This is a genomic window from Pseudomonas sp. HS6 (genome assembly GCF_023375815.1).
Taxonomy (GTDB): Bacteria; Pseudomonadota; Gammaproteobacteria; order Pseudomonadales; family Pseudomonadaceae; genus Aquipseudomonas.
Map to the genome: position 1 here is coordinate 6,034,204 of NZ_CP067412.1, position 19,806 is coordinate 6,054,009.

At 60.7% G+C, this 19,806-nt stretch carries 15 protein-coding genes; 8 read left to right on the plus strand and 7 right to left on the minus strand.

Features of this window, described 5'->3' with window-relative positions:
- Positions 1 to 22: 22 nt before the first annotated feature.
- From JJN09_RS27315 to JJN09_RS27325, 3 genes are all read left to right on the plus strand, one after another.
- Entirely contained in the window at positions 23 to 841 is an 819-nt protein-coding gene (locus JJN09_RS27315; RefSeq protein ID WP_096822521.1) for a pyruvate, water dikinase regulatory protein, read from the plus strand.
- 295 nt (positions 842 to 1,136) lie between these two features.
- Positions 1,137 to 2,882, plus strand: a complete 1,746-nt coding sequence (locus tag JJN09_RS27320; RefSeq protein WP_249484550.1) for an ABC transporter permease subunit — start codon at positions 1,137 to 1,139, stop codon at positions 2,880 to 2,882.
- Positions 2,883 to 2,896: 14 nt separating this feature from the next.
- Complete coding sequence (locus JJN09_RS27325) at positions 2,897 to 4,219, plus strand: AAA-associated domain-containing protein (RefSeq protein WP_249484551.1); 1,323 nt, start codon at positions 2,897 to 2,899, stop codon at positions 4,217 to 4,219.
- Positions 4,220 to 4,239: 20 nt separating this feature from the next.
- On the opposite strand, the gene prpD is transcribed toward JJN09_RS27325, so the two are convergent.
- The 6 genes from prpD to JJN09_RS27355 all read right to left on the minus strand — a co-directional run bounded on the left by prpD (position 4,240) and on the right by JJN09_RS27355 (position 12,867).
- Positions 4,240 to 5,724 carry a 2-methylcitrate dehydratase gene (gene prpD / locus JJN09_RS27330; RefSeq protein WP_249484552.1) on the minus strand — a complete coding sequence of 495 codons (1,485 nt, stop codon included), beginning with the start codon at positions 5,722 to 5,724 and terminating at the stop codon, positions 4,240 to 4,242.
- A 319-nt stretch (positions 5,725 to 6,043) separates the two neighbouring features.
- Positions 6,044 to 7,234 (minus strand): 2-methylaconitate cis-trans isomerase PrpF, encoded by a 1,191-nt coding sequence (prpF, locus tag JJN09_RS27335; RefSeq protein ID WP_249484553.1) that lies wholly within the window; start codon positions 7,232 to 7,234, stop codon positions 6,044 to 6,046.
- Positions 7,235 to 7,288: 54 nt separating this feature from the next.
- Positions 7,289 to 9,883, minus strand: a complete 2,595-nt coding sequence (gene acnD / locus JJN09_RS27340) for a Fe/S-dependent 2-methylisocitrate dehydratase AcnD (RefSeq protein ID WP_249484554.1) — start codon at positions 9,881 to 9,883, stop codon at positions 7,289 to 7,291.
- Positions 9,884 to 10,086: 203 nt separating this feature from the next.
- Positions 10,087 to 11,214: a 2-methylcitrate synthase gene (prpC, locus tag JJN09_RS27345; RefSeq protein WP_249484555.1), complete on the minus strand. Its 1,128-nt coding sequence runs from the start codon at positions 11,212 to 11,214 to the stop codon at positions 10,087 to 10,089.
- Positions 11,215 to 11,257: 43 nt separating this feature from the next.
- A complete protein-coding gene (gene prpB / locus JJN09_RS27350) occupies positions 11,258 to 12,148 on the minus strand; it encodes a methylisocitrate lyase (RefSeq protein WP_007951973.1) in 891 nt (296 codons plus the stop codon).
- Entirely contained in the window at positions 12,145 to 12,867 is a 723-nt protein-coding gene (locus JJN09_RS27355; RefSeq protein WP_169432611.1) for a GntR family transcriptional regulator, read from the minus strand. The genes prpB and JJN09_RS27355 overlap by 4 nt, the downstream gene beginning before the upstream one ends.
- 298 nt (positions 12,868 to 13,165) lie before the next feature.
- Here JJN09_RS27355 and JJN09_RS27360 point away from each other — a divergent pair, with 298 nt between their 5' ends.
- The 4 genes from JJN09_RS27360 (at position 13,166) to pabB (ending at position 17,857) form a co-directional block, all read left to right on the plus strand.
- Positions 13,166 to 13,702: an ATP-dependent zinc protease gene (locus JJN09_RS27360; RefSeq protein ID WP_249484556.1), complete on the plus strand. Its 537-nt coding sequence runs from the start codon at positions 13,166 to 13,168 to the stop codon at positions 13,700 to 13,702.
- Positions 13,703 to 13,707: 5 nt separating this feature from the next.
- Positions 13,708 to 15,243 carry an inactive transglutaminase family protein gene (locus JJN09_RS27365; RefSeq protein WP_249484557.1) on the plus strand — a complete coding sequence of 512 codons (1,536 nt, stop codon included), beginning with the start codon at positions 13,708 to 13,710 and terminating at the stop codon, positions 15,241 to 15,243.
- Complete coding sequence (locus JJN09_RS27370) at positions 15,243 to 16,229, plus strand: alpha-L-glutamate ligase-like protein (protein ID WP_249484558.1); 987 nt, start codon at positions 15,243 to 15,245, stop codon at positions 16,227 to 16,229. The genes JJN09_RS27365 and JJN09_RS27370 overlap by 1 nt, the downstream gene beginning before the upstream one ends.
- 284 nt (positions 16,230 to 16,513) lie before the next feature.
- Positions 16,514 to 17,857: an aminodeoxychorismate synthase component I gene (gene pabB, locus JJN09_RS27375; protein WP_249484559.1), complete on the plus strand. Its 1,344-nt coding sequence runs from the start codon at positions 16,514 to 16,516 to the stop codon at positions 17,855 to 17,857.
- 41 nt (positions 17,858 to 17,898) lie between these two features.
- Here the strand turns inward: pabB and thrH are convergent, their stop codons facing one another.
- Positions 17,899 to 18,516, minus strand: coding sequence for a bifunctional phosphoserine phosphatase/homoserine phosphotransferase ThrH (thrH, locus tag JJN09_RS27380; protein WP_096822532.1), 618 nt, complete (start codon positions 18,514 to 18,516; stop codon positions 17,899 to 17,901).
- A gap of 162 nt (positions 18,517 to 18,678) precedes the next feature.
- Between thrH and JJN09_RS27385 the strand changes: the two genes are divergently transcribed.
- Positions 18,679 to 19,413 carry a phosphoadenylyl-sulfate reductase gene (locus tag JJN09_RS27385; RefSeq protein ID WP_085711886.1) on the plus strand — a complete coding sequence of 245 codons (735 nt, stop codon included), beginning with the start codon at positions 18,679 to 18,681 and terminating at the stop codon, positions 19,411 to 19,413.
- The last annotated feature ends 393 nt before the right edge of the window (positions 19,414 to 19,806 follow it).

The window sequence follows — 19,806 nt, forward strand, 5'->3', positions numbered from 1 at the left end:
TAGCTTAAGGCCCAAGGTGCAAATGAAACGATCTGCTTTCTTTATCTCCGATGGCACCGGCATCACCGCCGAAACCCTGGGTCAAAGCCTTCTGGCGCAGTTCGAAAACATTACCTTCAGCAAATTCACGCGGCCCTACATCGACAGCGTGGAAAAAGCGCGGGCCATGGTACAACAAATCGATAAAGCCGCTGAAACCGACGGTTTCCGGCCGATCATCTTCGATACCATCGTCAATCAGGACATTCGTGAGATTCTCGCAACCTCCAATGGTTTCATGATCGACATCTTCTCGACCTTCCTCGCCCCGCTCGAGCAGGAACTGACCGAGCATTCTTCCTACACCGTCGGCAAATCCCACTCCATCGGCCACAACTCCAATTACATGGAGCGGATCGAGGCAGTGAACTTCGCCCTCGACAACGACGACGGCGCCCGCACGCACTATTACGACAAGGCCGACCTGATACTAGTGGGCGTGTCGCGTTGTGGTAAGACGCCGACGTGTCTGTACATGGCGATGCAGTTCGGCATCCGCGCGGCCAACTATCCGCTGACCGAAGATGACATGGAACGCCTGCAACTGCCGGCCGCCCTGCGTGCCCACCAGCACAAGCTGTTCGGCCTGACCATCGACCCGGATCGCCTCACCGCGATCCGCAACGAGCGCAAGCCCAACAGCCGCTATTCGAGCTACGCCCAGTGCGAATTCGAAGTGCGCGAGGTGGAGAACCTGTTCCGCCGCGAGAACATCCCGCACATCAACTCCACGCATTTTTCGGTGGAGGAGATTTCGGCAAAGATCCTGGTGGAAAAAGGCGTGGAACGGCGGTTCAAGTAACCCCCAGGCTCCTCAACCTGTCCACACGCTGAATGAACTAACGCAAAGTCCTCGCGGGCCGCGTTTTTTACGACTCTGTAACATTCCGAAATATACAATCCGCGCAAGTTGCGTATCCGGCCCGAAACCGGGTGCGCCAACCCTCTCGACCCGGTGAATTCACCGGGTCCGCAGCATCCACTTCCCACTTGAAGTCATGGAATGAGCGTCCGCTCGTTCCCGGGTGCGCAATGCAGACAGAAGCTACGCTCAGACAGCCGCGCCTCCATTCAGAACGCTGCAGGACTCACTGCCTATGAACAAAGTGTTCCGCCACTACATCCCGGCCTCGACACGGCGCCTGTTGCCCAATCGCTGGGACTTGATCGCCCTGCCGCTGGTGATCGGCTTTTTGCTGTTTTTCTCCATCGGTGCCCGGGAAACCTGGGCCCCGATCGGTTCACTGCAAAGTGAAGTGGTCTCCCTGGACCCAAGCAATTTGCCCGAATACGCCATGCGCACCACCCTGCGCATGCTCGCGGCGATGGTTGCGTCGCTGGTGTTCACCCTGCTCTACGGCACGTTGGCCGCAAAAAGCCGCCGGGCCGAAAAACTCTTGGTACCGGTGCTGGACATCCTGCAATCGGTGCCGGTGCTGGGTTACATCTCCTTCACCGTGACCTTCTTTCTATTATTGTTTCCAGGCCGGGTACTGGGCGCGGAACTCGCCGCGATCTTTGCCATTTTCACCAGCCAGGCGTGGAACATGACCTTCAGCTTCTACCAGTCGCTGCGCATGCTGCCGCGGGATCTGGTGGAAGTGTCGACCAACCTGCAACTGTCCGGCTGGCAGAAGTTCTGGAAGCTCGACGTGCCCTTCGCCATGCCCGGACTGGTCTGGAACATGATGATGAGCATGTCCGGCGGCTGGTTCTTCGTGGTGGCATCCGAAGCGATCACCGTCGGCGACCAGACCATCACCCTGCCGGGGATCGGTTCGTTCCTGGCCATGGCCATCGCGCAAAAAGACATGCACGCGGTGGGCTACGTGATTCTGACGATGGTCGTGGTCATCCTGATCTATGACCAGTTCCTGTTCCGCCCGCTGGTTGCCTGGGCCGACAAGTTCCGTATGGAAAACACCGCATCGCAGACCGCCGCGCCGGAGTCCTGGGTACTGAATCTGATCCAGCGCACCCGGTTGATCCAGCGCATTTTGCGCCCCGTCACCCGCGCCATCAGCCGCCTCGGCAACATGCGCCTGAACCTGCCGCGTTCGGCGCGCAAAGTCATGGCCTCGGAAAGTCCCGCCACCACCAAGGCCATTGACTGGATCTGGGGCTCGCTGATCGGGTTGCTGACGGCGTATGCGCTCTATCACATCGTGCTGTATGTCGGCACCGAAGTGACGTTTGCCGAGGTCGGGCATGTGTTGCTGATGGGATTGTTTACCTTGCTGCGGGTGGCCGGGTTGATCTTCATCGCCTCGCTGATCTGGGTGCCGCTGGGCGTGATGATCGGCCTGCGTCCGGCGCTGGCCGAAAAAATCCAGCCGCTGGCGCAGTTCCTCGCGGCGTTCCCGGCCAACCTGCTGTTTCCGGTGTTCGTCATCGTGATCCTGCGTTACCAGTTGAACCCGGACATCTGGCTGAGCCCGCTGATCGTGCTGGGAACTCAGTGGTACATCCTGTTCAACGTGATTGCCGGGGCCAGTGCCTTCCCCAATGACTTCAAGGAAGCCGCCGCCAACTTCCGCATTCGCGGCTGGCTGTGGTGGCGCAAGGTCATGCTGCCGGGAATCTTCCCGTATTACGTGACCGGCGCCATCACCGCCTCGGGCGGTGCGTGGAACGCCAGCATCGTCTCCGAATTCGTTTCCTGGGGGCAGGACAAAGTCGTCGCCCACGGCCTGGGCGCCTACATCGCGCAAACCACGGCTGCCGGCGACTTCCCGAAAATCACCCTCGGCGTGGTGGTGATGTCGTTCTTTGTCGTGGCCTTCAATCGCGTGGTCTGGCGGCCGATGTACGCCATGGCCGAAAACAAACTTCGCCTGAACTGACGGGATTCGATGTGATGAATACCTTTACTGAACACGCTGGCGCCACACCCGAAATCTACTCGCTCACCGACGTCAACCGGGTATTTGGCAAGGGCAAGGACGAGCTGCAAGTGCTCAGCGGGGTCAACCTGGCCCTGCACGAAGGCGAAATCGTCGGCATGCTTGGCCGCTCAGGCTCAGGCAAATCGACTCTGCTGCGGATCATCGCCGGCCTGATCGAGCCTTCGTCCGGCGAAGTCCTGTACAACGGCAAACCGCTGGACGGCCCGGCAGAAGGCGTGGCCATGGTGTTCCAGACCTTTGCGCTGTTCCCGTGGTTGACGGTTCTGGAAAACGTCGAAGCCGGCCTGCAGGCCTTGCAGGTCGAACGCAAGGAAGCGCGCAAGCGAGCACTGGCGGCCATTGACCTGATCGGCCTCGACGGTTTCGAAAACGCCTACCCTCGCGAACTGTCCGGCGGCATGCGCCAGCGCGTGGGGTTCGCCCGCGGGCTGGTGGTCAACCCGACGCTGCTGCTGATGGACGAACCCTTCTCGGCGCTGGACGTGTTGACCGCCGAAACCCTGAGAAACGATCTGCTGGACTTGTGGAGCGGCAAGCAACTGCCGATCAAATCGATCCTGATCGTGACCCACAACATCGAAGAAGCGGTGCTGATGTGCGACCGCATTATGGTGCTGTCGTCCAACCCCGGGCGGCTGGTGGCGGAAATCAAGGTGCCCTTCGCCCATCCGCGCAATCGCCTGGACCCGGCGTTCCGGCAGATGGTCGATGACATCTACGCGCAGATGACCGACCGCCGCAGCGCCGACGCCAGCACCGGCAAACCGGAGTTGAAGATCAGCAGCCCGTTGCAGGAAGTGTCCACCAACCTGATGGCCGGTCTGATCGAAACCCTCGCAGCCGAACCCTATAACGGCCATGCCGGCCTGCCCACCGTGGCCGAGCGGCGCCTGCTGGAAGTGGACGATCTGTTTCCCGTGGCCGAGATGCTCGAATACCTGGGCTTCGCCGAACTCAAGGGCGCGGACATCACCCTGACCGACGCCGGTAAACTGTTCGCGGACTACGGCACCCAGGAACGCAAGACCCTGTTCGCCGAACACCTGATCCGCTACATACCGCTGGCCGCGCGGATCCACCAGGTGTTGCTGGAACGCAATGGTCACCGGGCACCGCGAGTACGTTTCGAGCAGGAACTGGAAGATTCGCTGACCGAAGCCTTCGTCGAGAAAAACCTGGAAATCGTGATTGCCTGGGGCCGTTACGCCGAGATTTTCTCCTACGACGACCACACCGAAACGTTCAGCCTGGAGGATGTCGAGGGCAGCCTGTAGCCCTCGACCATCCCGGCGATTCAGATCACGAACAAGTCGACAAAACGGTTCACCGGCGTCGCCTCGAGCCGCGCCTGATCCTTGCACAGCGCAAGGATCTCGGCGCTGCGCTGGCCGGTGAAACGCGTGGCCAGGTTTGCCCTGAACTTGTCCTCCAGCAACGGAATGCCCTCGGCCCGGCGCCGACGGTGACCGATCGGGTATTCCACCACCACGTTTTCCGTGCTGGAACCGTCCTTGAAAAACACCTGCACCGCGTTGGCAATCGAGCGCTTGTCGGCTTCAAGGTATTCGCGGGTGAAGCGAGGGTCCTCGACGATGACCATTTTCTCGCGCAGCACATCGATGACCGGATGGGCCTTGTGGAAGTCGTCCTCGTACTGCTCCGCCACCAGATTGCCGAACGCCAGCGGCACGGCGGTCATGTACTGGATGCAGTGATCACGGTCGGCGGCGTTGGCCAGCGGCCCGACCTTGGAAATGATGCGGATCGCCGATTCGTGGGTGGTAATGACGATCCGGTCGATTTCATGCAGACGATTGCGCACCTGCGGATGCAGAGTCACGGCGGCTTCGCAGGCGGTTTGCGCGTGGAATTCGGCGGGAAAACTGATCTTGAACAGCACGTTTTCCATCACGTAACTGCCGAAGGTTCTCGAGAAACTGAAGGCGCGTTTGTCTTCAGGCTTGAGTGCCAGATCGTTGTTGGTGTGGCTGAACAGCACGTCGTAGAAACCCCACTGCTTCGCCGTCAACACACCGGGAATGCCCATTTCGCCACGCATCGCGATATCCGCCAGACGCACGCCACGACTGGACGCATCCCCCGCCGCCCAGGATTTTCGCGAACCGGCATTCGGCGCATGCCGGTAAGTGCGCAACGCCTGACCGTCGGCAAATGCGTGGGACAACGCCGACAGCAACTGCTCACGATGGGCGCCCATGAGTTTGGCGACAACGGCTGTCGAGGCCACTTTCACCAGAATCACGTGGTCGAGGCCTACGCGGTTGAAGGAGTTTTCCAGCGCGATCACGCCCTGAATCTCGTGGGCCATGATCATCGCTTCGAGCACATCGCGCACCGTCAGCGGTGCCTCGCCGTTGGCCAGACGCTTTTGCGACAAGTGATCGGCCACCGCGAGAATCCCGCCGAGGTTGTCCGACGGATGCCCCCATTCAGCGGCGAGCCAGGTGTCGTTGTAATCCAGCCAGCGCACGATGCAGCCGATGTCCCACGCGGCTTTTACCGGGTCGAGGCGATAGGAGGTGCCGGGGACTCGCGCACCGAACGGCACGACGGTGCCTTCGACGATGGGGCCCAGGTGTTTGGTGCACTCGGGGAAACGCAGGGCCAGCAGGCCGCAGCCCAGGGTGTCCATCAGGCAGTTGCGGGCGGTGTCGAGGGCTTCGGTGGATTCGATTTTGTAGGTAAGGATGTAATCGGCGATGTCTTGCAGGACATGGTCGTAGTCGGGGCGGTTGTTCAGGTCGACGTTGGCGCTCATTGCGGTTCTCCTGGTGGGGAATGATGAGTGGTGGGGTCTTCCTCAGGGGCTGGTTGGTTTTTTGTTTAGAGCAGATCGTGGGTGTCTGCCTTAGTGTTTTTTGTCAGTTGGATTGTTGCCCTCACCCTAGCCCTCTCCCGGAGGGAGAGGGAACTGACCGCGATAATCTTCCGAACTACATCGACCTGAACGTCCTTCTGTGAATCCATAATCGACTAGATCTTTCAGGTCGATGTCTGACGCCAGACACCTCGGTTAGCTCCCTCTCCCTCCGGGAGAGGGCTGGGCGGGCGGCGTTCCGATGAGGGAGCTCTTGATCTTAAAAAGAGTCGCCAGGCACACGGACGTAACCTTCCATCAAAACCCGCGCACTGCGGCTCATAATCGCCTTCTTAACAACCCACTCACCGTTTTCCAGACTGGCCTCAGCCCCGACACGCAACGTCCCGGACGGATGCCCAAAACGCACAGCATTCCGCTCAACACCACCAGCCGCCAGGTTCACCAACGTCCCAGAGATAGCTGCTGCAGTGCCAATCGCCACCGCCGCCGTCCCCATCATCGCGTGGTGCAATTTGCCCATCGACAACGCCCGCACCAACAAATCCACATCACCGGCGCCAATGGCTTTGCCACTCGAGGCCACGTAATCCGCAGGCTTGGCGACAAACGCCACCTTCGGCGTGTGCTGACGCTTGGCGGCTTCGTCGAGGTTAGAGATCAGGCCCATGCGCAACGCGCCATAAGCACGAATGGTCTCAAACATCTGCAACGCTTTCGGATCGCTGTTGATCGCGCTTTGCAGTTCGGTGCCGGTGTAACCGATGTCTTCGGCGTTGACGAAGATCGTCGGGATACCCGCGTTGATCATGGTCGCCTTGAACGTGCCGACACCCGGCACTTCCAGCTCGTCGATCAGGTTGCCGGTGGGGAACATCGAGCCACCGCCGCCCTCTTCTTCCGCCGCCGGGTCCATGAATTCCACCTGGACTTCGGCGGCCGGGAAGGTCACGCCGTCGAGTTCGAAATCACCGGTTTCCTGGACTTCGCCGTTGGTGATCGGCACATGGGCAATGATCGTCTTGCCGATGTTGGCCTGCCACACACGAACCACCGCCACGCCGTTGTGCGGAATGCGGCTGGCGTCCACCAGACCGTTGCTGATGGCGAACGAGCCGACCGCCGCCGACAGGTTGCCGCAGTTACCGCTCCAGTCCACGAACGGTTTGTCGATGGACACCTGACCGAACAGGTAATCGACGTCGTGATCGGCCTTGATGCTTTTCGACAGGATCACGGTTTTGCTGGTGCTGGACGTGGCGCCGCCCATGCCGTCGATCTGCTTGTCGTAGGGGTCGGGACTGCCGATTACTCGCAGCAATAATGCATCGCGGGTCGGGCCGGGAATCTGCGCCGCTTCGGGCAGGTCCTTGAGACTGAAAAACACGCCTTTGCTGGTGCCGCCGCGCATGTAGGTGGCGGGGATCTTTATTTGCGGTGCGTGAGCCATGGTGCTCCTTAACGAAGGCATGGGACTTGAAGTCCCATGCCCACATCGATTGATTTAAACGGCAACCGCCGACTCTTCGAGGAAGTCCTGGGCGAAGCGTTGCAGCACGCCGCCGGCCTCGTAGATCGACACTTCTTCGGCGGTGTCGAGGCGGCAGGTCACCGGCACTTCGACGCGTTCGCCATTCTTGCGATGGATCACCAGCGTCAGGTTGGCGCGCGGCTTGCGGTCGCCGATCACGTCGTAGGTTTCGCTGCCGTCGATGCCCAATGTCTTGCGGTCGGTGCCCGGTTTGAACTCCAGCGGCAACACGCCCATGCCCACCAGATTGGTGCGGTGAATGCGCTCGAAGCCTTCGGCGGCAATCGCTTCCACACCCGCCAGACGTACACCCTTGGCCGCCCAGTCGCGGGACGAACCCTGGCCGTAGTCGGCGCCAGCGATGATGATCAGCGGCTGCTTGCGTTCCATGTAGGTTTCGATGGCTTCCCACATGCGCATCACTTTGCCTTCCGGCTCCACACGCGCCAACGAGCCCTGCTTGACCTTGCCGTTTTCCACGACCATTTCGTTGAACAGTTTCGGGTTGGCAAACGTCGCGCGCTGCGCAGTCAAGTGGTCGCCACGGTGGGTGGCGTAAGAGTTGAAGTCCTCTTCCGGCAGGCCCATTTTCGCCAGGTATTCGCCGGCGGCGCTGTCGAGCATGATCGCGTTCGACGGCGACAGGTGATCGGTGGTGATGTTGTCCGGCAGCACCGCCAGCGGGCGCATGCCTTTGAGCGGACGTGCACCGGCCAGCGCGCCTTCCCAGTACGGCGGACGGCGGATGTAGGTGCTCATTTCGCGCCAGTCGTACAGCGGCGTGACTTTCGGGCCGGTGTCTTCATGGATGGCGAACATCGGGATGTAGACCTGACGGAACTGCTCGGGCTTGACCGAGGATTTGACCACCGCGTCGATTTCTTCGTCGCTCGGCCAGATGTCTTTCAGGCGTATTTCCTTGCCGCCGACCAAGCCCAGCACATCTTTCTCGATATCGAAACGGATGGTGCCGGCAATCGCGTAGGCCACCACCAGCGGCGGCGAAGCGAGGAACGCTTGCTTGGCGTAGGGGTGAATCCGGCCGTCGAAGTTGCGGTTGCCGGACAGCACAGCGGTCGCATACAGATCGCGGTCGATGATCTCTTGTTGAATCACCGGATCCAGTGCACCGGACATACCGTTGCAAGTGGTGCAGGCGAAAGCGACGACGCCGAAACCGAGTTGCTCCAGCTCCGTGGTCAGCCCCGCTTCATCGAGGTACAGCGCCACGGTTTTCGAGCCCGGCGCCAGCGACGACTTGACCCACGGTTTGCGCGTCAGGCCGAGCTTGTTGGCATTGCGCGCCAGCAGGCCGGCAGCGATCACGTTGCGCGGGTTGCTGGTGTTGGTGCAACTGGTGATGGCGGCGATGATGACCGCGCCGTCGGGCATTTGCCCCGGCACGTCTTCCCACTGACCAGCGATGCCTTTGGCCGCCAGCTCCGACACCGCCACGCGAGCGTGCGGGTTGCTCGGGCCGGCCATGTTGCGCACCACCGAAGACAGGTCGAAGGTCAGCCCGCGCTCGTATTGCGCGCCTTTCAGGCTGTCGGCCCATAGACCGATCTGTTTGGCGTATTGCTCGACCAGTTGCACTTGCTGGTCTTCGCGACCGGTGAGCTTCAGGTAATCGATGGTCTGCTGGTCGATGTAGAACATCGCCGCCGTGGCGCCGTATTCCGGGGCCATGTTGGAGATGGTCGCGCGGTCGCCGAGGGTCAGTGCCGAAGCACCTTCGCCGAAGAACTCCAGCCACGCGCCGACCACTTTCTGTTTACGCAGGTACTCGGTCAGAGCCAGCACCATGTCGGTGGCGGTGATGCCCGGTTGCAGCTTGCCGGTCAGTTCGACGCCGACGCTTTCCGGCAGGCGCATCCACGACGCGCGGCCGAGCATCACGCTCTCGGCTTCAAGACCACCGACGCCGATGGCGATCACGCCCAGCGCATCGACGTGCGGGGTGTGGCTGTCGGTGCCGACGCAGGTATCCGGGAACGCCACGCCGTCGCGCACCTGAATCACCGGCGACATTTTCTCCAGGTTGATCTGGTGCATGATGCCGTTGCCCGGCGGGATTACGTCGACGTTCTTGAACGCCTTCTTGGTCCAGTTGATGAAGTGGAAACGGTCTTCGTTGCGACGGTCTTCGATGGCGCGGTTCTTCTCGAACGCCTGCTTATCAAAACCGCCTGCCTCCACGGCCAGCGAGTGGTCGACGATCAGTTGCGTCGGCACCACCGGGTTGACCTGCGCCGGGTCGCCGCCCTGCTGGGCAATCGCGTCGCGCAGGCCGGCCAGATCCACCAGCGCGGTCTGGCCGAGAATGTCGTGGCACACCACGCGAGCCGGGAACCACGGGAAGTCGAGATCGCGTTTGCGCTCGATCAGTTGTTTCAGGGAATCAGTGAGCGTGGCCGGGTCGCAGCGACGCACGAGGTTTTCCGCCAGCACGCGAGAGGTGTACGGCAGGGTGTCGTAGCTGCCGGGCTGGATCGCATCGACAGCCGCGCGGACGTCGAAAAAGTCCAGCGGCGTGCCGGGCAGGTTCTTGCGAAATTCTGTGTTCATCGGTCAGGACTCGGTCACGGTAGTTTCAAAGGGTGAGCTGGACACCGACCTTGAAAGTCACACCGAACCCTGTGGGAGCTGGCTTGCCAGCGATAGCGGTGAGTCAGTCGACATCAATGTTGGATGTGACTCAGTCATCGCTGGCAAGCCAGCTCCCACAGGATCTTCGGTGAACCTCTGGATCAGTGTTCGGCCCTCACCATTCAGCGACGTTCGATTGGCACGAACTTGCGCTGTTCGACGCCGACGTACTCGGCGCTCGGACGGATGATGCGGTTGTTGGCGCGCTGTTCGAACACGTGCGCTGCCCAGCCGGTCAGGCGCGAGCAGACGAAGATCGGGGTGAACAGCTTGGTCGGGATGCCCATGAAGTGGTACGCCGAGGCATGGTAGAAGTCGGCGTTGGGGAACAGTTTCTTTTGCTCCCACATGGTCTTGTCGATGGCTTCCGAGACCGCGAACAACACCTTGTCGCCCACTTCGTCGGCGAGTTTTTTCGACCAGCCCTTGATCACCTCGTTGCGCGGATCGCTGTCCTTATAGATCGCGTGGCCGAAGCCCATGATCTTGTCCTTGCGCTCCAGCATGCCGAGGGTGCCCTTGATCGCCTCTTCCGGCGACGAGAAGCGCTCGATCATTTCCATCGCCGCTTCGTTGGCACCGCCGTGCAGCGGACCGCGCAACGAACCGATGGCCGCCGTGACGCAGGAATACAGGTCGGACAGGGTCGATGCGCACACCCGAGCGGTGAAGGTCGAAGCGTTGAATTCGTGCTCGGCGTAGAGGATCAGCGACACGTTCATCACTTTGACGTGCAGTTCGCTCGGCTTCTTGTCGTGCAGCAGGTGCAGGAAGTGACCGCCGATGGACTGTTCATCAGTCACGCAATTGATGCGCTTGCCGTCGTGACTGAAGCGATACCAGTAGCACATGATCGCCGGGAACGCGGCCAGCAGACGGTCGGTCTTGTCGCGTTGCTCGGAGAAGTCTTTCTCCGGCTCGATGTTGCCCAGGAACGAGCAACCGGTGCGCATCACGTCCATCGGGTGGGCGTCGGCGGGGATGCGTTCCAGCACTTCCTTCAGCGCTTGCGGCAGGTCGCGCAGCTTGCTGAGTTTGTTCTGGTAGTCGGCGAGCTGTGCCTTGGTCGGCAGCTCCCCGTAGAGCAGCAGGTACGCCACTTCTTCAAATTGTGCGTCTGCCGCCAGTTCGCGCACGTCGTAGCCGCGATAGGTCAGCCCGGCACCGGCCTGGCCCACGGTGGACAGTGCGGTTTGCCCGGCAACCTGGCCCCGGAGCCCGGCGCCACTGAGTACTTTTGCTTCGGCCATTGTTGTCTCCAATCTTGAATTTGTTAGGGAGTACGGTTGCGGCTTACTTCTTCGCCGCAAACAACGCGTCGAGCTTCTGCTCGAAGGTGTGGTAATCGATGCGATCGTAGAGCTCCATGCGAGTCTGCATGGTGTCGATGACATTCTGCTGGGTGCCGTCGCGGCGGATCGCGGTGTAGACGTTTTCCGCAGCCTTGTTCATCGCGCGGAACGCCGACAGCGGGTACAGCACCAGCGACACGTCGGCGCCGGCCAGTTGTTCGGTGGTGTACAGCGGCGTCGAGCCGAATTCGGTGATGTTGGCCAGGATCGGCGCTTTCACGCGGCTGGCGAACAGTTTGTACATCTCGAGTTCAGTGATGGCTTCCGGGAAAATCATGTCGGCGCCGGCCTCGATGCACGCGGCGGCGCGATCCAGTGCCGATTCCAGACCTTCAACTGCCAGCGCGTCGGTGCGGGCCATGATCACGAAGCTGTCGTCGGTACGGGCATCGACGGCAGCCTTGATGCGGTCAACCATTTCCTGCTGGGTGACGATCTCTTTATTCGGACGATGGCCGCAGCGCTTGGCGCCGACCTGGTCTTCAATGTGGATCGCCGCGGCGCCGAACTTGATCATCGACTTCACAGTGCGAGCCACGTTGAACGCCGAGGCGCCGAAACCGGTGTCCACGTCTACCAGCAGCGGCAGGTCGCAGACGTCGGTGATGCGGCGCACGTCGGTCAGCACGTCATCCAGGCCGGTGATGCCCAGGTCCGGCACGCCGAGGGAGCCGGCGGCCACCCCGCCACCCGAGAGGTAGATCGCCTTGAAACCGGCGCGCTTGGCCAGCAGCGCGTGGTTGGCGTTGATCGCGCCGACCACTTGCAGCGGATGTTCGCTGGCGACCGCATCGCGGAAACGCTGGCCTGGAGTGCTCTTGTTGGAACTCATGACTCACCTCGTTCAGTGGCTGTCTTATTGTCGGCGCCGTCCTGGTAATGACGGGCGATGTTGCGTTTCGAGGCGCCGATGTGGCGGCGCATCAACAATTCCGCGAGTTCGCCGTCACGGTCGGCGATGGCATCGAGAATCCGGTGGTGTTCGGCAAAGGCCTGGCGCGGGCGGTTGGGCGTGGTGGAAAACTGGATGCGGTACATGCGCACCAGTTGATAGAGCTCGCCGCAGAGCATCTGGGTCAGGGTGCGGTTGCCGCTGCCCTGGATGATCCGGTAGTGAAAGTCGAAATCGCCTTCCTGCTGGTAGTAGCCGACGCCGGCCTGAAACGCCGCATCGCGCTCGTGGGTTTCCAGCACCCGGCGCAGCTCGTCGATTTCTTCGACGCTCATGCGTTCGGCCGCCAGACGGCAGGCCATGCCTTCGAGGGATTCGCGGATTTCGTAGAGTTCCAGCAGTTCGGCATGGCTCAGCGAGACCACCCGCGCGCCGACATGCGGCACCCGCACCAGCAAGCGCTGGCCTTCCAGACGGTGGATCGCCTCGCGCAGCGGCCCGCGACTGATGCCGTAGGTGCGCGCCAGTTCCGGCTCGGAGATCTTGCTGCCCGGCGCGATCTCGCCTTTGACGATGGCCGCCTGGATGCGTCGGAAGACGTTTTCGGACAGGGTTTCCGAATCGTCGCCGCTGATGACCGGGGGATCGAGTTGATCCAGCATATTGTCGACACCTTTAAATCCAATGCGGCAAAAACTAGCGAATCAGCCCGCACCAGTCAAAGGATAAATGGATATTGTCGACAATCGTCTAATAACCCCCAGCATCAACCCCAAGGGTTATAGACCGGCTCGGGCGCTGGCGCCATAAAACCACCGTGCTAGAATGCCGCCCGCATTTGCGAGTCATTTGCACGGCTTGTCATAAAAAGCTGATAGGCACACGAAGGCGCGCGCAGACAGGATCTCCTGATGCCGTGGCCCTGAACCGAGAACGGACCGCTGCTCGCCAGGATTTATGAGACTCAAGCCCTTCCCCACCTTTTTCTATCTGTTTTGCCTGCCCAGCATGGCTGTGGCGGGTGAAAAGACTGTGTACGGCCTCAACGAATACGCCGCCCTCGACGGGATCAACCTGGAAGTGGCGGCGAAACTCGACACCGGGGCGAAAACCGCCTCCCTGAGCGCCCGCGACATCAAACGTTTCAAGCGCAACGGCGAATCCTGGGTGCGTTTCTACCTGGCCATCGACGCCGCCCATTCGCACCCGATCGAACGGCCGCTGGCCCGGGTCAGCAAGATCAAGCGCCGTGCCGGCGACTACGATCCGGAAGAAGGCAAGAAGTACACCGCGCGCCCGGTGATCGAACTGGATATCTGCATGGGCACGGCGATGCGCAGCATCGAAGTGAACCTGACCGACCGTAGTGCGTTCCAATACCCGCTTTTGATCGGCTCCGAGGCGCTGAAACGCTTCGATGCGCTGGTCGATCCCAGTCTTAAATACGCTGCCGGCAAACCCGCCTGCGCCATCGCCGCTCATACCGCCGAGTAATTTCCATGCGTTCTCTAACCTTCCACCTGAAAATTCTGATCACCATCCTGGTGCTTCTGGGCGTTTCGGTTACGGCCTATCAGATTTTCGTGCTCGGCATCCCGGTGACCGAAGACGCCACCGACGACTTGTGGAACATCGACGCCAAGGTCGAGTTCGTCGCCAGCACCAAGGATCCGGTGAAGATCCAGATGTTCGTGCCGCCCCTTAGCCGCGATTACGTCAGTCTCAATGAGAGCTTCATCTCCAACAACTACGGCGTGGCGGTCAACCGTGTCGACGGCAACCGCAAGGTCACGTGGTCGGCGCGCCGGGCCAAAGGCAACCAGACCCTTTATTACCGTCTGGTGCTGACCAAGCGCTACACCGCTGAAAAAACCAAGATCAAAGGCCCGACCTTCCGCGACAGCATGGCCATCGAAGGCCCGGAAAAAATCGCCGCCGAAGCCCTGCTCGCGCCAATCCGCCAGCACTCGGCCGACGTCGAAACCTTCATCGGCGAGGCGATCAAACGCGTCAACAACCTCAACGACGACAACGTGAAACTGCTGCTGGCGGGCGATCCGTCGACGCCGCACAAGGCGAAAATCGTCGAACTGCTGCTGTCCATCGCCCACGTACCGGTGGAGAAAGTCCACACCATCCGCCTCGTCGCCGATCAACCGCAAACCCCGGAACTGTGGCTGCGCAGCTTCAACGGCACCGACTGGCTGTACTTCAACCCGGAAACCGGTGAGCAAGGCCTGCCGACCGACCGCCTGCTGTGGTGGAGCGGTGATGAGAACCTGATCACCGTCGACGGCGGCAAGAAAGCCAACGTGACCTTCAGTCTGAACAACAGCGAGATGAACGCGATTCGTCTGGCCAAGCTGACCGACGAAAACACCGACGCCAACTTCCTCGAATACTCGCTGTATGGCCTGCCGCTGCAAACCCAGCAGACGTTCATGATCATGGTGATGATCCCGATCGGCGTGCTGGTGATCCTGATCCTGCGCAACCTGATCGGCCTGCAGACCCTCGGCACCTTTACTCCGGTGCTGATCGCCCTGGCCTTCCGCGAGACGCAGCTGGGCTTCGGCATTCTGCTGTTTACCGTGATTACGGCGCTCGGGTTGTCGCTGCGCTCCTATCTGGAACACCTGAAGCTGCAAATGCTGCCGCGCCTGTCGGTGGTGTTGACGTTCGTGGTGGTGCTGATCGCGGCGATCAGCCTGTTCAGCCACAAGCTTGGTCTGGAGCGCGGCCTGTCGGTAGCGCTGTTCCCGATGGTGATTCTGACCATGACCATCGAACGCCTGTCGATCACCTGGGAAGAACGCGGCGCCAGCCATGCGCTGAAAGTAGCAATCGGAACGCTGTTCGCGGCATCCCTGGCGCACCTGATCATGACCGTCCCGGAGCTGGTGTACTTCGTGTTCACCTTCCCGGCGATTCTGCTGATTCTGGTGGGCTTCATGCTGGCCATGGGTCGCTATCGCGGCTACCGCCTGACCGAACTGGTGCGCTTCAAGGCTTTCCTGAAGAAGGCTGACGCCTGATGTTCGGTTTCTGGAAGACCTGGAAGGCCCTGGAAGCCCGGGGCATCATGGGCATCAATCGGCGTAACGCGGACTACGTGCTCAAGTACAACAAGCGCAGTCTGTACCCGATCGTCGATGACAAGATCATCACCAAGGAGCGCGCGATCAAGGCCGGCATTCATGTGCCGGAACTGTATGGTGTGATTTCCACGGAGAAGGAAATCGACAAGCTCGACGAGATCATCGGCGGGCGCAACGACTTCGTGATCAAGCCGGCCCAGGGCGCCGGCGGTGACGGCATCATCGTCATCGCCGACCGTTTCGAGGGCCGCTATCGCACGGTATCGGGCAAGATCCTCACTCACGAAGAGCTCGAGCATCACATCTCCAGCATCCTCACCGGCCTGTATTCGCTGGGCGGGCACCGCGACCGGGCGCTGATCGAATATCGGGTGACCCCGGACCAGATCTTCAAGAGCATCAGCTACGAAGGCGTGCCAGACATCCGCATCATCGTACTGATGGGTTACCCGGTGATGGCGATGCTGCGCCTGCCGACCCGCCAGTCCGGCGGCAAGGCCAACCTGCACCAGGGCGCCATCGGCGTCGGGGTCGACCTGGCGACCGGCCTGACGTTGCGCGGCACCTGGCTGAACAACATCATCACCAAACACCCCGACACCACCAACGCGGTGGACGGCGTGCAACTGCCCTACTGGGACGGCTTCATGAAACTCGCGGCCGGTTGCTATGAGTTGTGCGGTTTGGGTTATATCGGCGTGGACATGGTGCTGGACCAGGAGAAAGGCCCGCTGATTCTGGAACTGAATGCGCGGCCGGGGCTGAATATCCAGATTGCCAATGATTGTGGGCTGACGTTGCGTACTCATGCGGTGGAAGCGCGTCTGGAGGACCTCAAGGCGCGTGGTATGACTGAAACGGTTGAAGAGCGGGTGGTGTTTGCTCAGGAGTTGTTTGGGCATATTCCGGCGGTCGAGGGCTGAAAAGCTTAGAAGCTAAAAGCTCCCTCACCCTAGCCCTCCCGAAACGTCGGACCGCCCGGAGGGAGAGGGGACTGACCGAGTTGGATGTTCACGCTCCATCGACCTGACATTCCGGAGTCGAACTCAGGACTTGAAAAGCCCCCGATCTGCTTCCTTTCCCGCTCGCCCCCTTGGGGGAGAGGGATGGGCGGGCGGCGTGCCGATGAGGGGGGCTTTTGACTTTGATCTGGCATCGGAGAGGACTACAATCCCCACCCCGCCTCAATGGCCGATCTGCCCCGCCCATGCTGACCTGTTCCGTACACCCGCTGCCCTACCGCGCCAACCCCGCCGACTATTTCGCGGCCGTCCGCCATGCGCCCGGCGCCGTGCTGCTCGACAGCGGCCGGCCGAGTGCCGACCGTGGCCGTTATGATCTGCTCAGCGCCTGGCCGCTGGAACAACTGGCGGTGCTGCCGGACGAGCGTGGTGAGAGTTTCCTGCAACGCCTGCGGGATAATCTGACGCGATTGGGCGACGCGCAATTGCCGGATACCTATGAACTGCCGTTCGCCGGCGGCCTGATCGGTTACCTGAGCTACGACTTCGGTCGGCATCTGGAACACCTGCCGAGTCAGGCCCGGGATGATCTGCAACTGCCGGATGCGCGATTTGGTCTGTACGACTGGGCCTTGATCAGTGATCACCAATCGGCCACCAGCCAACTGGTGTTTCACCCGTCGGTCAGCACTAGCGAGAAACAACGACTGATCGATCTGTTCCGCCAACCGGTGGTCGACGAACTGACCCCGTTCAAGCTGAACAGCCCGATGGCAGCCGATCTCTCGGCCGATGAATACCGTCAGGCCTTCGAACGCATCCAGCATTACATTCAGGCCGGGGACTGCTATCAGGTCAACTTCGCCCAGCGCTTCCGCGCGCCATGCCAGGGCGATCCATGGCTGGCCTACTGCAAATTGCGTGAGGCCTGCCCGACACCGTTTTCCGGATTCCAGAGCCTGCCCGAGGGTAATGCGGTGCTGAGCCTGTCACCCGAGCGCTTCGTCAAAGTCAGCCAGCGTCAGGTGGAAACCCGCCCGATCAAGGGCACCCGCCCCCGTGGCGCGACCCCGGCCGAAGACGCCGCCAACGCCGCCGAACTGCTGGCCAGCCCCAAGGATCGTGCGGAAAACCTGATGATCGTCGACCTGCTGCGCAACGACTTGGGCCGCACCTGCCGCATCGGCTCGGTGCGAGTGCCGGAGTTGTTCAGCCTGGAAAGCTATCCGAACGTGCATCACTTGGTCAGCAGTGTGACCGGCGAGCTGGCGGATGATCGCGATGCATTGGATCTGATTGCCGGCAGCTTCCCCGGCGGCTCGATCACCGGCGCACCGAAGATTCGCGCGATGCAGATCATCGACGAACTGGAACCGACCCGACGCGGTTTGTACTGCGGTTCGTTGCTGTACCTGGACGTGCGCGGCGAGATGGACAGCTCCATCGCCATTCGCAGTCTGTTGGTGAAGGATGGGCAGGTGTGCTGCTGGGGCGGTGGCGGGATCGTCGCTGATTCGGATTGGGAAGCGGAATATCAGGAGTCGATCACCAAGGTCAGAGTCCTGCTCGAAACCTTGCAGAACCTCTGACGCTTGCGGCGAGGGCGTTTGCGCCCTCGCCACAGCATGACTTACAGGCTCAAATCGCGGTTTGAAGCCTTGAGAAACTCCTGCTTCAACTCACCAAAGCTGTGCACTGCCGGGAACTGCGGGAATTCCCGAATCACGTTATCCGGCGCATGGAACAGAATCCCCGCATCCGCTTCACCCAGCATGCTGGTGTCGTTGTAGGAATCCCCTGCCGCAATCACCCGGTAATACAGGCTCTTGAAGGCCAGGACCGACTGACGTTTCGGATCTTTCTGACGCAACTGATAGCTCGTGACCCGCCCGCTCTCGTCAGTAATCAGACGATGGCAGAGCAACGTCGGAAAGCCCAGTTGACGCATCAGCGGCTGGGAAAATTCGTAGAAGGTATCCGACAGAATCACCACCTGAAACCGCTCGCGCAGCCAGTTGACGAACTCCACTGCGCCGTCCAGCGGCTTGAGGGTCGCGATCACTTCCTGAATGTCCGACAGCTTGAGGCCATGCTCGTCAAGGATGCGCAGGCGCTGCTTCATCAGCACGTCATAGTCGGGAATGTCCCGAGTGGTGGCCTTGAGCGATTCGATTCCGGTTTTTTCAGCGAAGGCGATCCAGATTTCCGGTACCAGCACCCCTTCAAGATCAAGACAGGCAATTTCCACAGGACACTCCGTTTGTAATGTTTATTGAGTCGAGCGAGCCCGAACTCTAGCGGCTCGTTCCGGGCCACGCAACGCAGAGGGCACCCCGGCGGGCGTTGCTTTTTGTTAACATCGCCGCCATATAGAGCGCCCAGCGCCACCGACCTGTAGGAAGCCGCCCTGATGAGCCCAACGTTCGACGTCGTGGAACTCGCCACGACCTATGCCAACAAATCCGCGCAGGACATCCTCAAGCTCGCGTTCGCCGAGTTCGGCGATGATCTGTGGATATCTTTCAGCGGCGCCGAGGATGTGGTGCTGGTGGACATGGCCTGGAAGCTGAACAAGAACGTCAAGGTGTTCAGTCTCGACACCGGCCGCCTGCACCCGGAAACCTACCGATTCATCGATCAGGTGCGCGAGCACTACAAGATCGACATCGAACTGGTCTCGCCGGACTACACGAAACTCGAACCGTTCGTGAAGGAAAAAGGCCTGTTCAGTTTCTACAAGGACGGCCATGGCGAGTGCTGCGGCATCCGCAAGATCGAACCGCTGCGCCGCAAACTGTCCGGCGTCAAAGCCTGGGCCACCGGCCAGCGTCGCGACCAGAGCCCTGGCACCCGCAGCGCGGTCGCGGTAATGGAAATCGACAGCGCGTTCTCCACTCCAGAGCGCACCCTGTACAAGTTCAACCCGCTGGCGCAGATGACCAGCGAGGAGATCTGGGGCTACATCCGCATGCTGGAGCTGCCGTACAACTCCCTGCATGAGCGCGGTTTCATCAGCATCGGCTGTGAACCGTGCACCCGCCCCGTGCTGCCGAACCAACACGAACGCGAAGGTCGCTGGTGGTGGGAAGAAGCGACCCAGAAAGAATGCGGGTTGCATGCCGGGAATATCATCAGCAAGGCGTAAACCGTTCGACCCGCAGTTGACTCTGCCAGACATGAAAAATGTGTACACACGAATGTCACCATCGGTGCCATTTATGTGTGCACTTTTCATTTCTGCGCCCTGAAAAGTTACATCCCGCTGCCAAAGCGATCCCTTCCGGCGTCCGCCAAAATCCCTTCCGAAAAATAAATACCTGTTCAAACGGTCAATTTATATCGCCTGCATTTCAGCGACTTAGCGCACTTCAATAACTTTTCGAAATCAGTGGTGATTTTCATAGATCGCTGACTGGCACAGATCTGGCTTAAGTGCATACATGTTTTGTATACAAAACTGCAGAACATGAACCCACACTTTCGATCCGCAAGCCTGAAGCGCCCTATCCCGTACAGGCTGCAGATGCCCCGTAACCAG